This window comes from Paenibacillus sp. 4624 (genome assembly GCF_050435065.1).
Taxonomy (GTDB): domain Bacteria; phylum Bacillota; class Bacilli; order Paenibacillales; family Paenibacillaceae; genus Paenibacillus; species Paenibacillus amylolyticus_D.
In genome coordinates this window covers 1-14,925 of record NZ_JBNDJR010000016.1, presented here as the reverse complement: position 1 = coordinate 14,925, position 14,925 = coordinate 1, and the positions used below count along the sequence as shown (strand labels likewise).

15 protein-coding genes and 1 other annotated feature are annotated in these 14,925 nt (G+C 46.5%); all 15 genes read left to right on the top strand.

The window, feature by feature from the left end; translation table 11 throughout:
- Positions 1-6 precede the first annotated feature (6 nt).
- The 15 genes from ABIE27_RS27240 (at position 7) to ABIE27_RS27170 (ending at position 14,407) form a co-directional block, all read left to right on the top strand.
- Entirely contained in the window at positions 7-948 is a 942-nt protein-coding gene (locus ABIE27_RS27240; RefSeq protein WP_429352000.1) for a peptidoglycan DD-metalloendopeptidase family protein, read from the top strand.
- Positions 941-1,801: a M50 family metallopeptidase gene (locus ABIE27_RS27235; protein ID WP_123064549.1), complete on the top strand. Its 861-nt coding sequence runs from the start codon at positions 941-943 to the stop codon at positions 1,799-1,801. Before ABIE27_RS27240 ends, ABIE27_RS27235 begins: the two co-directional genes overlap by 8 nt.
- 109 nt (positions 1,802-1,910) lie before the next feature.
- A complete protein-coding gene (locus ABIE27_RS27230; protein ID WP_123064548.1) occupies positions 1,911-3,161 on the top strand; it encodes an Rne/Rng family ribonuclease in 1,251 nt (416 codons plus the stop codon).
- 56 nt (positions 3,162-3,217) lie between these two features.
- Positions 3,218-3,301, top strand: a sequence feature (ribosomal protein L21 leader region).
- A gap of 14 nt (positions 3,302-3,315) precedes the next feature.
- On the top strand, positions 3,316-3,627 hold the full coding sequence (rplU, locus tag ABIE27_RS27225; protein WP_090919085.1) for a 50S ribosomal protein L21: 312 nt from the start codon (positions 3,316-3,318) through the stop codon (positions 3,625-3,627).
- Positions 3,628-3,640: 13 nt separating this feature from the next.
- The gene (locus tag ABIE27_RS27220) at positions 3,641-3,970 is read left to right on the top strand and encodes a ribosomal-processing cysteine protease Prp (protein ID WP_429351999.1); all 330 of its coding nucleotides are present in this window, start codon (positions 3,641-3,643) and stop codon (positions 3,968-3,970) included.
- A 23-nt stretch (positions 3,971-3,993) separates the two neighbouring features.
- Positions 3,994-4,305 (top strand): 50S ribosomal protein L27, encoded by a 312-nt coding sequence (rpmA, locus tag ABIE27_RS27215; protein ID WP_110898889.1) that lies wholly within the window; start codon positions 3,994-3,996, stop codon positions 4,303-4,305.
- Positions 4,306-4,455: 150 nt separating this feature from the next.
- A complete protein-coding gene (locus ABIE27_RS27210; protein WP_123064546.1) occupies positions 4,456-5,193 on the top strand; it encodes a Spo0B domain-containing protein in 738 nt (245 codons plus the stop codon).
- 16 nt (positions 5,194-5,209) lie between these two features.
- Entirely contained in the window at positions 5,210-6,520 is a 1,311-nt protein-coding gene (gene obgE / locus ABIE27_RS27205; protein WP_123064545.1) for a GTPase ObgE, read from the top strand.
- Positions 6,521-6,773: 253 nt separating this feature from the next.
- Positions 6,774-7,211, top strand: coding sequence for an ACT domain-containing protein (locus tag ABIE27_RS27200; RefSeq protein ID WP_110898886.1), 438 nt, complete (start codon positions 6,774-6,776; stop codon positions 7,209-7,211).
- Between the two features lie 46 nt (positions 7,212-7,257).
- Positions 7,258-8,544 (top strand): homoserine dehydrogenase, encoded by a 1,287-nt coding sequence (locus tag ABIE27_RS27195; RefSeq protein WP_429351998.1) that lies wholly within the window; start codon positions 7,258-7,260, stop codon positions 8,542-8,544.
- A gap of 103 nt (positions 8,545-8,647) precedes the next feature.
- Complete coding sequence (gene thrC, locus ABIE27_RS27190) at positions 8,648-9,718, top strand: threonine synthase (RefSeq protein WP_123064543.1); 1,071 nt, start codon at positions 8,648-8,650, stop codon at positions 9,716-9,718.
- Positions 9,715-10,683: a homoserine kinase gene (gene thrB, locus ABIE27_RS27185; protein WP_123064542.1), complete on the top strand. Its 969-nt coding sequence runs from the start codon at positions 9,715-9,717 to the stop codon at positions 10,681-10,683. Before thrC ends, thrB begins: the two co-directional genes overlap by 4 nt.
- Positions 10,680-11,555, top strand: coding sequence for a prephenate dehydratase (pheA, locus tag ABIE27_RS27180; RefSeq protein ID WP_123064541.1), 876 nt, complete (start codon positions 10,680-10,682; stop codon positions 11,553-11,555). The genes thrB and pheA overlap by 4 nt, the downstream gene beginning before the upstream one ends.
- Before the next feature lie 145 nt (positions 11,556-11,700).
- On the top strand, positions 11,701-12,582 hold the full coding sequence (gene ilvE, locus ABIE27_RS27175; RefSeq protein ID WP_123064540.1) for a branched-chain-amino-acid transaminase: 882 nt from the start codon (positions 11,701-11,703) through the stop codon (positions 12,580-12,582).
- Positions 12,583-12,781: 199 nt separating this feature from the next.
- On the top strand, positions 12,782-14,407 hold the full coding sequence (locus ABIE27_RS27170) for a LysM peptidoglycan-binding domain-containing protein (protein WP_429351997.1): 1,626 nt from the start codon (positions 12,782-12,784) through the stop codon (positions 14,405-14,407).
- The last annotated feature ends 518 nt before the right edge of the window (positions 14,408-14,925 follow it).

The following is a 14,925-nucleotide window of genomic DNA, read 5'->3' as shown; positions in this document are numbered from 1 at the left end:
CATGGTATGAATACAAAACAAAGAATCAAACAGAGAAGAGAAGAACGGATTCGGCGGCTTATGGATGGGGCAGTGCACGAAGTGTTACAAGAACAAAAGCCGGCTTTTCGATGGGATAGTAGAAGAGAAAGAGACCAAGGCAGTGAGAGAGAGAGAAATATAGACATAAGTATAGATGGAAGTAAAGATCAAGGCAGAAATAGAGAGCATGATGAACCGAACCGGCAGAAGCCGTTTGCTTTTGTAGAGGAACCAGCGGAAAGAGACCCGGAATGGCTGTGGAAGAAGGAAAACGGACATTTCGGCCCTACAGGACGTTCTGGTTTTAATTTGTTTCGATCGCTACTGCGGCGTACGGTAGTCAGTGCAGTACTATTTGCAGGCGTGTGGGGACTGTTTCAATTAAATGCATCATGGACAATAGCACCCAAAACCGTTATTGCTGATGTACTTCATAACGATATGGATTTTGCTGCGGCTACGGCATGGTATGAACGGAATTTCGGTGGGACACCTTCTTTCCTGCCAGTGCTTGGACATACCACCGATGTAGTGAACGGCTCAGGAATCAAGCATCTTCTCGGAAAGCCGATTTCAGGTACGGTTGTTCAGCCATTTGCTTTAAGTATGAAGGGGATCGAGATTGTTCCAGATGCCGCTACTACAGGAGGGCTCGTGCAAGTCGTCAGCTCAGGTGCCGGGCGTGTGCTTGAGGTTCTGGGGGATGCAGCCAGCGGATATACAGTCGTTATCCAGCACGCTGGCAAGGTGACTGCCATATACGGCCGAATGAACGAGAGTGACGTCCAGGTGAACGATTGGGTCGAAGCGGGGAATGTGGTGGGAAGTTTAAAAGGTGGAAGTACGGATCAGCCTGCTACGCTTTATTTTGCGATAAAAGAAGGAGAAGAGTACGTAGACCCTGCGGAAGTTGTTGCCCTTGATTAGGGTGTGGGGAGTGCGAATCTCGCTTCACCCGTTTTTTGTCATCATCATGATGACTTCCCTGCTAACTGGACATTTTATTGAACTAATCACGCTGTTTGCCATCGTATTTATTCATGAATGCGGACATGCTGCTGCGGCGGCCCTTCTGGGCTGCCGTGTACTATCTATACAGATGCTTCCCTTTGGGGGAGTGGCTGTGATTGAAGATGGAGGCAAACTGACGGCTTACCGCGAGATTGTCATAGCCTTGGCAGGACCGTTGCAGAACATTCTGATGGTTGGCATAGTACTGCTTCTGAGGCGATTTCAGTTGGGGGACCCACTCTTTCTGGATTATATCATCCAAGCCAACCTGCTCATTGCTTTGTTTAATCTGTTGCCTGTACTGCCACTGGATGGGGGGAAAATCGTTCAGGCGATTGTCAGCCTGTGGGCTCCTTACTATACTACGCTCATGTGGACTTATCGCATCAGTATCCTGTGTAGCGCAGGGGTTATTTTGGTTGCGATTAGCAAGTGGATTTCCGGCGATTACGGGCTTCCGTTGAACCTTTTATTAATAGGTCTTTTTTTGTTTTACTCCAACTTTACGGATTATCGGAACGTGCCTTACCGTTTCATCCGTTTTCTGATGAACCGGGAAGCCGTTTTTGTCCGGTATGCAGCTACAGGTGGCTTAGCCCAACCAATAATCTCGTTTCCAGCGAAACCTTTGGACACTATTTTGCGTCTATTAAAAAGGGAAAGGTACCATATGGTATACGTGATGAATAAGCAGGGACGTATCCTGGCAGTTTTGCCCGAACAGCGTGTGATCGGTTCTTATTTTCAACAAAATACCGATAAATTGTGAAAGCCTGCTGATGAACCTGTTCTCAAACGGGGTAATACATTTTTGATAATTATTGCCCATAATATGAAATGGATGTGGATGAATTGAAGGGTCTTCTAGAGGTGAAGCCATGAAACAAATGATTGTACATAATGAACATAACCTCATGCAAATGGTGCTTCTGGAAGAAGGCAAAGCTGTGGAATTCACGGCAGAGCGTACACGTGCGCGCGGACTGCTGGGTTCCTTTTTCAAGGGAAGGGTAGTGAATGTGTTACCGGGTATGCAGGCTGCCTTTGTGGATATTGGTCAGAGAAAAAATGCGTTCCTGTATGTGGATGATGTGCTTCATCCCCATCTGGAGAAGCAACCCAAAATAAAACCTTCCATCTCGGAGTTGCTGCGTCCGGGTCAGGAATTAATTGTACAGGTTCTGAAGGAACCGGTCGGAAGCAAAGGAGCCCGGGTGACGACTCATTATTCACTTCCGGGCCGCTGGCTTGTTTACATGCCTGTAGCGGGTTATGTGGCTGTTTCCAAAAAGATTGCCCGGGAGGGAGATCGTTCCCGCCTCAAAGCGATGGGAGAGCAGTTGCTCCGGGCCGAAGAAGGACTGATTATTCGTACCGTATCTGCGGAAGAGCCGCATGAGGCCATTCAGACTGATTTGGAGACGTTGCGCGCTCAGTGGCTTCTGATTCGAGAAAAAGCAGACAGTTTGCCTTCTCCAAGCTTGCTGCACCAGGACCAAAGCATGATTCAGCGAGTGATTAGAGATGTGTACACTCCTGGTAGTGACGAGGTGATCACGGATAGTGAAGAACAAGCTCGCGTAATACAGACGTTGCTTGAAGAGATTTGTCCAGGGCATGTGCCTCGAGTTCAAGTGTATTCCGGAACGGAATCCATCTTTGATGCTTACGGGGTGCAAGAACAGCTGAACAAAGATTTTGCACGCAAAGTTTGGCTGCCCGGAGGTGGATATATCGTTATTGATCATACCGAAGCGCTGACAGTGATTGATGTGAATACAGGCAAGTATACCGGAGCAGGTGGAGACAGCTTGGAAGAGACGGTAACCGAAACCAACATGCAGGCTGCAGTTGAGATTGCTCGGTTAATGCGACTGCGGGATATTGGCGGCATGATTATCGTTGACTTCATCGATATGGAAGAGGCGTCGAATCGGTATGATGTAGCGTCTGTGCTGGAGCAGGCGCTGCGCAAGGATCGAACCAAAGCTTTTGTGATGGGATGGACGAAGCTTGGATTGCTTGAACTGACCCGTAAAAAAGTAAGAGAAGAGAGCACCTTGCCCTACGTAGAGGCTTGTTCTTCCTGTCATGGCACGGGGAAAAGATATATTTCACCTTTGCATTGATTTTTAATATACTGCGTGATATAATCATCAAGTATGTGTTTAGCCTATTGGTCTTGCACATGCTGTAACCGCACTGACCAGGTTTAAGAACAGTTCCGCAAGGCATTGTCACCTGAGAACGGGCGAGTCTGAGACATGAGGAGGTGCAAGGCAAATGTACGCAATTATTGAAACAGGCGGCAAACAGTACAAAGTCCAAGAGGGCGATGTTCTGTTCATCGAGAAATTGAATGCGAACGACGGCGAAAGCGTAACGTTCGACCGTGTCCTGGCTGTATCTAACGATCAAGGTTTGACAGCAGGTACACCATTGGTTTCCGGAGCTACTGTAACGGCTAAGGTTGAGAAACATGGCAAAGGTCAAAAGGTTGTTGTATACAAATACAAACCGAAAAAGAACTACCATGTGAAGCAAGGTCACCGTCAACCGTACACTAAAGTAACTATCGAAAAAATCAAAGCGTAAGAAGGTGCGATAAGTGATTATCGTTCAAATCTTTCGTGATAAGGACGGGAACATCGAACGCTTTTCTATTGAAGGGCATGCCAATTTTGCCAAGCGTGGAGAAGATATCGTATGTGCCGGGGTATCTGCTGTTACAGTAGGTACAGTGAACTCGATTGAGGCATTAACTGGTGTCGAGATGGATGCCAAGATGAAGAATGGCTTTTTAAGCGGTTCTTTACCGATGCTGGAAAAAGGGGAAACTTTTTCTCAGGTACAGTTGTTGCTCGAATCCATGGTAGTTATGCTCTCTAATATTGCAGAGTCATACGGGAAGTATATTCAAATACAGCAACACAAATAAGCAAAGAAGGAGGAAAACCAATCATGTTGAAATTAAATCTTCAGTTGTTCGCATCGAAAAAAGGTGTAGGTTCCACGAAGAACGGACGTGACAGTAATGCACAACGTCTGGGTGTTAAACGTGCAGATGGCCAAACTGTAACTGGTGGTAGCATTCTCGTTCGCCAACGCGGAACGAAAATTCACCCAGGAACAAACGTGGGTATCGGTAAAGATGACACTTTGTTCGCGAAAATCGACGGCGTTGTTAAATTCGAACGTTGGGGTCGCGATCGTAAAAAAGTAAGCATCTACCCTGTAGACGTTGCTCCAGTAGCAGCTGCAGTAGAAGCTTAATATCGGCATTCCGCCTAAGGAGCCTTCGGCATTTTTGCCGGAGGTTTTTTGCATTCTGCGACTATTCGATAATGAACTGGCAGAAAAGACATGTTATACTTGGTTACGGTGGGTTGAAACCAACCGAGTTTGGTAGAACGGGGAGAAGCCATGAAATCCTGGAAAAGAGTGCCGTGGATTGCGGCATGTTCACTTGTGATTCCTTTGGTTTTCGTTATGTTGTATCCGGCGCCTTTTGCGAGCGCTGTGTGCGCATTTTGGTCCGTCGCAGTGATGTTAGTATCAGGATATGCGATGAAAAAGCAGGCGGAGGCGGAACGCAGAATCATCATTCAATCCATGGAAAAAACAGCAATAGCTTCATTAAATCATCATCGGCATGACTGGATGAACGATCTCCAAGTGTTATATGGATATCTTAGGCTGGGCAAACTTGATAAATCCCTGCAATGTGTGGAAAGAATAAAAGAGCGGGTAACGGAAGAAAGCCGGATATCTAAATTAGGTATACCTTCTCTCGTCTTTTATTTGCAATCTTTTCGGGCCAGTGGAGCTGCACTGGAATTGCATGTGGAAGTAGAAGAAGAGCTGCAGCTCAGTGCTCTGGTCTCTCCCGAGGATGGCGAGTCGCTTACGGGGGCGATTGCGGATGCAATTCGGGCCTATCAGTATGGCGGTGGCCGGTCGTCTTGGGGAGAGGTGCGCAAACTGACCTTGAACTTCGGACAGGATCATGGAGATGTCGTCGTCCGTTTGGACGGAGATCAGACCCCAGATCCAGAAACGCTGCGGCAATTAACAGCTGTACTCAAAGGTAAAAAAGTCAGAACGGAGCAGCTTCCGTCTGGGGATACGTTTGTACAATTCAGAATGCCTTGTGGAATATAGGAAGAAGGGGTAACCAATGTTTGTTGATAAAGCGAAGATTTATGTAAAAGCAGGAGATGGAGGAGACGGCATCGTCTCTTTCCGTCGTGAGAAATATGTACCGGAGGGTGGCCCTGCCGGCGGCGATGGCGGCCGGGGAGCCGATATTATTTTCCGGGTAGATGAAGGTCTGCGGACATTAATGGACTTTCGTTACCAGCGTCACTTCAAAGCTCCACGTGGAGAAAAGGGTCGTAACAAAAGCCAGCATGGTGCAAATGCAGAGAACATGATTGTGCGTATCCCGCCGGGTACGACTATTGTGGATGAAGACAGCGGGGAAGTATTAGCTGATCTAACGCGACATGGTCAGCAGGTGGTTGTAGCCAAAGGTGGCCGCGGCGGTCGGGGTAACATTCGCTTTGCAACGCCAAGAAACCCGGCACCTGAGCTTGCCGAGAATGGTGAGGAAGGCGAAGAGCGTTATATCGTGCTTGAGCTTAAAGTCATGGCGGATGTGGGACTAGTCGGGTTCCCGAGTGTGGGTAAATCTACGTTGCTGTCCGTTGTATCTGCTGCCAAGCCGAAGATTGGGGCATACCACTTTACAACCATTACACCTAACTTGGGTGTCGTTGATGTGGGTGAGGGCCGCGGTTTTGTTATGGCCGATTTGCCGGGGCTAATTGAAGGGGCACATGAGGGTATTGGACTTGGACATGAGTTCCTGCGACATGTTGAGCGGACAAGGGTTATTATTCATGTTGTAGACATGTCTGGTTCAGAAGGGCGCGATCCTTTCGAAGACTGGCAGAAAATTAACGATGAGCTGAGACTATACAATCCTGCCCTAGCCGAGAGACCGCAGGTTGTAGCTGCGAACAAAATGGATATGCCGGATTCTGAAGCCAATCTGGAGCAGTTCTTGCAACAGGTTCGTGAAGTGAAGCCAGATATCGAAGTGATGCCTATTTCCTCTCTGACCCGTCAAGGTATTCAGGAACTGTTGTACCGAGCGGCTGATCTGTTGGATCAGATTCCGGATGAGCCTGAGGTAGAAGAAGTAGCCGACCTCTCCGAGCGTAAAGTATACAGTTTGGAGAAAAAAGAGGACGAAGGTTTCCGCATTGTGCGTGAGAACGATACATTCATTGTGGAAAGTGCCAAGATTGATCGCATGATGAAACGGATGCAGTTGAATTCACACGAGGCTATTCTGAAGCTGGCACGTACACTTCGTTACATGGGTGTGGATGATGAGCTTCGTAAACGCGGTGCCGTGGAAGGCACGATTGTGCGTATTGGAGATTTCGAGTTTGAATTTGTGGAAAGCAGCAGTTACTACTAAGCTGCTAGGCCAAAAAAATTCTTTAAACATCATCGGCTGATGGTTGCTAAATAAAATGAGAAACGCAGCGAAACGGGAAGTTACCGTGGTGCTGCGTTTTTTTTGTTTGTTTTCTGACATGATGGAGGCATTAGCCTGTATACTGTGGGAAACAGTTTTTGAAAAATAGACATGTTACGTATTGCCCTTTTGGGATTCATCCTATATAATGTCCACTATATGAATACATGAGTCTTTGAGGAGAGGACGTTCTGTGAATGAACGCTATTACTTAGTACGGGAAGATATTTTGCCTGAAGCTGTGGTAAAAACGATGCAGGTGAAAGAGCTGCTTGCTTCCGGGGATGTCAAAACAGTGCATGAGGCCGTCGAACAGGTCGGATTAAGCCGAAGTGCCTTTTACAAGTACAAAGATGGAATTCATCTGATCAATCAGCTGGAGCGTGAACGTATCGTAACGATCTCGATTGACCTGGAGCATCAGTCCGGTATTCTGTCTCGCGTGCTTGGACATTTTGCAGGTTATGGAGCCAACGTACTTACGATTAATCAGAGTATTCCACTTCAGGGCCGAGCCAATGTTGTCATCTCCGTGGAAACGACGCATCTGCATGGAGAGATTGGTGAAATGCTGGACCGAATGCAAGATATGCCTGGAGTGAAGCGTACACGGATTGTAGGTCAAGGTTGATCGGACTTTGAGAATATAGGATTAGACAATAGGGGGTAGGTCGTTAGTGAAACCGGTAAAAGTCGGATTGTTGGGCCTGGGCACGGTTGGAACGGGCGTTGTCCGAATTGTGGAAGGGAATCAGGAGGATCTTAGCAGCCAGGTGGGGTCGCCAATTATCATTGAGAAGATTGCGGTGAAGAACACGGAGAAGGATCGTGTTATTCCCATTGACCGGGCGAAGCTGACAGAGGACCCTTGGGAAGTCATTCGTCACCCGGACATTGATGTTATCGTTGAAGTGATGGGCGGCATCGATCAGACGAAAGAATATATTCTTGAAGCACTGGAACGTGGGAAGCATATCGTAACAGCGAATAAGGATCTTATGGCATTGCACGGTTCAGAGATTTTGGCTAAAGCACAGGAAAAGCAATGCGATGTGTTTTATGAAGCCAGTGTGGCTGGAGGCATCCCGATCATCCGCACGCTGATTGAAGGTTTCTCTTCGGACCGGATCACTCGAATTATGGGGATTGTGAACGGCACAACGAACTATATTTTGACGAAAATGAGTCAGGAAGGCGCATCCTATGAAGAGGTGCTTGCAGAAGCACAAGCTTTAGGGTATGCGGAAACAGACCCGACATCAGATGTGGAAGGACTCGATGCTGCTCGTAAAATGGCAATCTTGGGCACCCTCGGTTTCCGTACGAATGTGGAATTGAAGGATGTTGCCGTTAAGGGGATCTCCGCTGTCACGCGTGAAGATATCACGTATGCTAAAAGATTAGGGTATGAGTTGAAGCTGCTTGGTATCGCAGACCGTATCGATGATGAGATTACGATTAGTGTGCAACCAACGATGGTGAGAAAGAACCACCCAATCGCATCGGTAAACGGTGTGTTCAACGCCGTGTATGTGCACGGTGAGGCGGTAGGCGAGACGATGTTTTACGGAGCAGGGGCGGGTGAAATGCCAACAGCGACTTCCGTAGTTGCTGACATTGTTGCTGTAACGAAAAACCTCAAGCTTGGGGTAAACGGAGTAAAAGCGATCGTACCGTATAAAAAGAAGAGACTTCAGAGTGATGAGCAGATTTTTTCGAAAAATTTCATATTACTGCACGTGGACGACAAAGCAGGGGTGCTGGCGCAGATTACGCAAATTTTTGCCGAGTATGAAGTCAGTCTCGCTTCCGTTGTGCAACAGCCGAATGAGCACAATCCTGACGCTGAGATCATTATCGTTACGCATAATGCAAGTAAGGCCAGCATGGACAAGGTACTCAAGCATTTTGAATCACTTAACGTGATTCGCCGGATTAAGAGTGTTTATCGCGTAGAAGGCTAGTTATTAAGTCATTTTAAAATATAATTAGTTTAAAATTTTTCTTATGTAAGCAAATCATCAATTCATAAATCTAGATCACTAAACCTAAAGGAGTTTACCCACAATGAGATATCAAGGATTATTGCAAACGTACAAAGAACACCTTCCAGTCAATGAAAATACGCCGCAGCTTACACTTCAAGAAGGAAATACGCCACTGATTCATGCAGAGAATCTGTCGAAGGAACTCGGTTTGAATCTGTATTTCAAATATGAAGGACTGAATCCCACAGGTTCTTTCAAGGACCGCGGAATGGTTATGGCTGTTGCCAAAGCGATGGAAGAAGGCAGCCGTACAATTATGTGTGCATCTACTGGTAATACATCCGCAGCTGCTGCAGCCTATGCCGCACGTGGTGGGTTGAATTGTATCGTGTTGATTCCAAATAACAATATTGCACTGGGTAAACTCGCTCAAGCGATGATCTATGGTGCCAAAGTCATCGCGATCAATGGTAACTTTGACCGTGCCCTTGAAATTGTACGTGAAATTACGGCTAAACATCCGATTACACTTGTAAACTCTGTGAATCCATACCGGATTGAAGGACAGAAGACAGCTGCTTTTGAATTGGTTGAGCAATTGGGAGATGCACCGGACGTTCTGGCTATTCCGGTTGGTAATGCGGGTAACATTTCAGCATACTGGAAAGGCTTTAAAGAGTATAACGAGGCAGGGAAATCCAACACATTGCCGCGCATGGTTGGGTTCGAGGCAGAAGGAGCTATGGCAATTGTTAAAGGAGAACCAATCCTTGAGCCAGAAACTGTAGCTACAGCGATTCGAATCGGTAACCCTGCCAGCTGGAAAACAGCAGTGGCTGCAGCGGAAGAGTCCGGTGGTCAGATTAACTATGTTACGGATGACGAGATTTTGGCGGCATACCGCACCATTGCGGCACGTGAAGGGGTATTTGCTGAACCGGCTTCTGCTGCATCTGTGGCTGGTGTGTACAAATTGCATCGTGAAGGCTACTTCAAAGGTGGAGAAACGGTTGTATGCGTGTTAACAGGTAACGGACTGAAAGATCCGAATGTTGCGATTAAGACAGCTGCTGTGGAGCCGCTGGTGGTTGAAGATACAGAAGAGGCAGTTATGGCAGCTATTGCCCAACTGGAGCAACGGTCTGTATGAGCTTGCGTGAAAAAGTAACCGTAAAAATCCCGGCAAGCACAGCCAATCTGGGTCCAGGGTTTGATACCCTGGGCATGGCCTTGTCTTTGTATGCCTGGCTTGAGATTAAACCGGCATCACAGACCACATTTCACCTGTATGGAGACCATCTGACGGGCTTGCCTTCGGATAAATCAAATCTGATTTTTGAAGTGGCGCAAATGGTATTTGATGAGGCTGGGGTCTCTGTACCTGAGCTTGAAATTTCGATGTATTCAGATATCCCCCTTACTCGGGGACTTGGAAGCAGTGCTTCGGCAATTGTTGGTGCGCTGGTTGGTGCCAATGCATTGATCGGCAGCCCATTGTCTAACGATAAACTGCTGGATTTGGCGACAGCTTTGGAGAAACATCCGGATAATGTTGGTGCATCATTATATGGCGGAATCATTACAGCAGCTTGGGATGGTCAATGCGTCGACTACCTTCGTATCGAGCCTCATCAGGATTTGCAGACTTTGGTTATCGTGCCAGACTTCCAGCTATCTACTTCCAAAGCACGGAACGTTATTCCACAGCAATTTGGTATGTCTGATGTCGTACACAACGTAAGCCGTTCTTCATTGCTTGTTGCTGCTTTAGCCAGTGGCAGGCTGGATATGATTCAAAAGGCAATGTCCGATCGAATTCACCAGCCGTATCGTGCCTCGTTGGTACCCGGCATGACGGAGATTTTAGAACGTGCTACTGAACATGGTGCGCTGGGTGCTGCGCTAAGCGGAGCTGGACCAACTGTGCTTACACTGGTGGATCGACACGATATCCGCAAAGATGAACTGGAACAATATTTAATGGGTATCATGAAGCAGGAGGGGATCACGGCCTCTGCCTTGTGGCTGGACCCGGATCTGGACGGAGCCCTCATACTGCCGGATCAAGATGAACGTCCTTTTTTGGACAGGATCAAAGGGGAAGTTAACGCATGAAACGAATTGCAGTGTTACCAGAAGGTTCAGTCTCACACGAAGCAATCGATTTTCTTTTCAATGGGGAAGCACTCGATTTACAACATTCCAAACTCATTTCGGACATTTTTCGTGCGGTGGATAGCGGGAGTGTACAGTACAGTGTGATTCCAATTGAAAATACAATTGAAGGTTCCGTTAGCCTGCATATGGACTGGCTTGTGAATGAGGTGGATATCCCCATGCAAGCGGAGTGGGTCTACCCTTCCATTCAGAATGTTATCGGACACGGGAACGAATTTGTCACAGGCGATGGCACATATGATTTTGGTAAAATTACTAAGATTCTATCCCATCCCGTGGCCATCCCACAGTGTCAGAATTTTATTCGGCAGCATTCACCCGATGCAGATCTCGAAGGCGTGAACAGCACAGCTGAAGCAGTGGAAATTGTGAAGAAAAATCCAGGAAAGGGCTGGGTTGCAATCGGTACGAAGCTCGCGGCTCAAAAGCATGGTCTCGATATCATGGCGGAACGTGTGACGGATCATGACAATAACTACACCCGTTTTGTACTGATTGGCCATGAACCCGTCAGCATTCCGCGTGAAGCAGACCATGTGAAGACAAGCTTGCTTGTAACATTGCCTGAGGATGCACCGGGTGCACTCCATCAGGTGTTGTCGGCTTTTGCCTGGAGAAAGCTGAACTTGACTCGTCTTGAATCCCGTCCAACGAAAAAACGTTTGGGTAGCTACTATTTTTACATTGATGTCATTGAAACGGTTGATTCCGTATTGCTCACGGCAGCTATGGCCGAAATCGAGGCTTTGAATTGTCAGGTACGTGTTCTTGGAAGTTATCCATGTTATACATACCCTTCACGGAAATAACCGGATAGTGGTTGGATGATGCAAAGAGATCTTCCGGCATCTATGTGAAATTAGAGAGTTTTTTTGTTAGTTATGATGTAAAATGGACAGGTTCATTATGTTTCGGAATATAGGAAATGCATATTTAATGGAGGTGCAGTTAGTCATGTCAGAACAATGGATCTATTTGGATGGTCAGTATGTAACCAAGGAAAATGCAAAAGTTTCGGTATATGACCATGGATTTTTGTATGGAGATGGGATCTTTGAAGGTATTCGGATTTACAATGGCAATATTTTCAGATGTAAGGCTCACTTGGATCGCTTGTATGATTCGGCAAAATCCATCAGTTTGAACATTCCGCTGTCTTACGATGAGATGCTTGAAGTGATGGCTGAAACGGTGCGCCGCAACGATATGCGTAACGGTTATATTCGTCTGATCGTTTCGCGCGGACCAGGGAACCTGGGTCTTGACCCGACACGTTGCCCTAAAGCTTCCGTGATCATTATTGTGGAACAGCTAGCGATCTACCCGGAAGAAGCTTATCTTACAGGATTGAAGGCCGTTTCCGTATCCCAGCGTCGTAACATCCCGGATGCGTTGAATCCGAAGATTAAATCCCTCAACTATCTGAACAACATCCTTGTCAAGTTGCAATCGAACTTTTCGGGTGCAGGTGAGGCTATTATGCTGAACTCCCAAGGCTACGTGACCGAGGGTTCAAGCGACAACATTTTCATTATCAAAAACGGTGTGGTTTACACTCCGCCTTGTTACCTTGGAGCACTCGAAGGCATTACCCGTCAAGCGATTATCGATCTGTGCGGGGAGCTGGGTATTGAGTTAAAAGAAGTACCCTTCACGCTTCATGATGTGTACATTGCAGACGAAGTGTTTTTCACAGGAACAGCTGCTGAAGTTATTGCGGCTTGTGAAGTGGATGGCAGAACGATTGGTTCTGGTGTAGCGGGCCCGGTTACATTAAAATTACTTGAAGCTTTCCGCCAGATTGTCGACAAAGACGGTTACAAGGTGTGGGAATAAATGGATATGTCGAATTGAATAAATAACAGGAATTCTCCTTGTCCGATAAAATGTAGCATGCCTAGTGCATGTGGGATTTTAGAAGGCGGGAGGATTTTTTTTGTTCAAATGATGTCATTAGCCCGGTTGCTGCATAGGATGTAGTAACGGTATGGGCGAATGTACTGCCCAAGTATGACGTCTAGGAGGTTAGTTCCCTGTGAAAATACACATGGTGAAAAAAGGCGACACCTTATATCTGCTGTCCCAAAAATACAATGTCGCACTGGACAAATTGATTGCGGCCAACCCGCAGATTGCAGATCCCGACAAGTTGGATATTGGGATGAAGGTCAAAATCCCTGCACAGCCGGTAACACCAAAGCCAGAGGGTGTACTGCACAGTCACAAGGTAGTACAAGGAGATTCGTTATGGAAGTTGTCACAAGCTTGGGGAGTTCCGCTGAAAGACATGATCAATGCGAATCCGCAGTTGAAGAACCCAAATGCTCTACTGGTTGGAGAGACCGTCTATATTCCTTCCATGCATACACAAGGTAATCAGGCCGCGAATACTCAAATGGGGAATATGGGCGCGCAAGAAAAGTTATCACCTGAAGGCAAAGAGTATACGGGTGTAAAAGAAGGAACGGAACCTGTCGTGCCATCTCCTCCACCTCAAGCAGTTGAAACGCCAGTCCCTGTTCCAGCCCCAGCGCCTGTTACCCCCGCTAAGCCTAATATTATGCCTGAATTGGAGGCTTTACCGCAATTACCAGTAATGCCTGAAATGAAGCCTGAGAAGATAACAGACAAGAAAGAGGAGATGAAGCCGGAGGTTCAAGTCCAACCTGTAACCGAAGCGAAAAAACCTCAAATGCCCAATCTTTCACCTGAGGTGATGCCTCTGCCTGTAATGCCTAACATCGAACCGGCTGTGAATGTTGCGCCAACAGTCAAGGAACCATGTGATTGTGGTCAAAAAATGCTCCATGCTCCGATGGAACATCCTTATATGCAGGTGCCTGTACCTGCACAAGAGGTATACGCTGTTCAGCAAAACAACATGTACACGGCAGGGATGGTTAATAACTCTCCATTCCCTGGTGTTCAGGATGTTGGTGCCTATAGTATGGGTAGCATGCCAAATAGCCCATGGACGGGAGCTGAACAAACTTATAATCACAATAACGTAATGCCAAATATATCTCCTGAGATGACGAATAATGCATTTCCAATTTCACCAGCAGCTCAGATAAACAGTCCTTTCCCAAGTGTAGCAGCTGCAACGAACCAGATGAATAATCAACCGCCATTTATTTCCCCATACTCTATGCTTCCGTATCCTCCGTGCGGATGTGGATCGCATATGAATGCTCCTCAATATACTTATCCTACGTATGGTTATCAGGAACCGACTTGGGGCATGTATGGTCACCCGAATGGCATGCCACCTGAAATGTCAACTTCTGTCATGCCGAATCATCCAATGGAATATGCTTATCAAAATCCGTATCCAGCTCAAAATATGGTTCCTCCATCTCCGCTCGGTGCTTTTGGGGAGATGTATCCATCCGAAGTTCATGGCTCCAATAGTGGGAAAAAGGGAGGACGTGAAAACGCGAACTTAAGCCAGGCATCTTTTGAAGAGGCGGGTGCTGAACTTGAGGTGAAACCGAAGTCAACTCCAACTAAAAATGGAACGGCAAAGCGAAGAACAAGTAAAACACCTGCGAAAAGTAAATCAAAGGTAGCTGTATCTGGGAAATCTACTAGAGAAAACAGGACGTCATCAAATTCACAAAAACCAGCCAAGAAACGTCGTAATCCCTGGATTCAACATTAAGATGGTTCAAAGCAGAACATGATATAGAGTGATGGTTGTTGCGAAAAGGTCAGTTCAACATATTAGAACTGACCTTTTCGCTTGCGTAGTTAGATTGATAAAAAGAAGATGTGTCTGAAATAATGGAGGTGTCGAATAAACAAAAATATTGCAGATAACGTTTGAAAGCCCGTTCGATATTATGTTATAATATGTATGCGCTTTAATTTTGGATTGGAAGTAGCTTTCAATTGAAGTGTACTTGCAGACCTTTAAGAAAATTAAACGTATTATTAAAAAACTCTTGCATTAATTTTGGCCGTGTGTTACATTATTTAAGTCGCCGCTGAAACTTAGCGAAGACGAGAATGAAGTAACACAATCGTGTTTGATCTTTGAAAACTGAACAACGAGTGAGTAAACATTCTGCTTGCAGAATGAACAAATGAGATTTTTAATCTCGTCAGATTCAAAATGAGCTTATCGCTCTTTTCAATAACTTTATTGGAGAGTTTGATCCTGGCTCAGGACGAACGCTG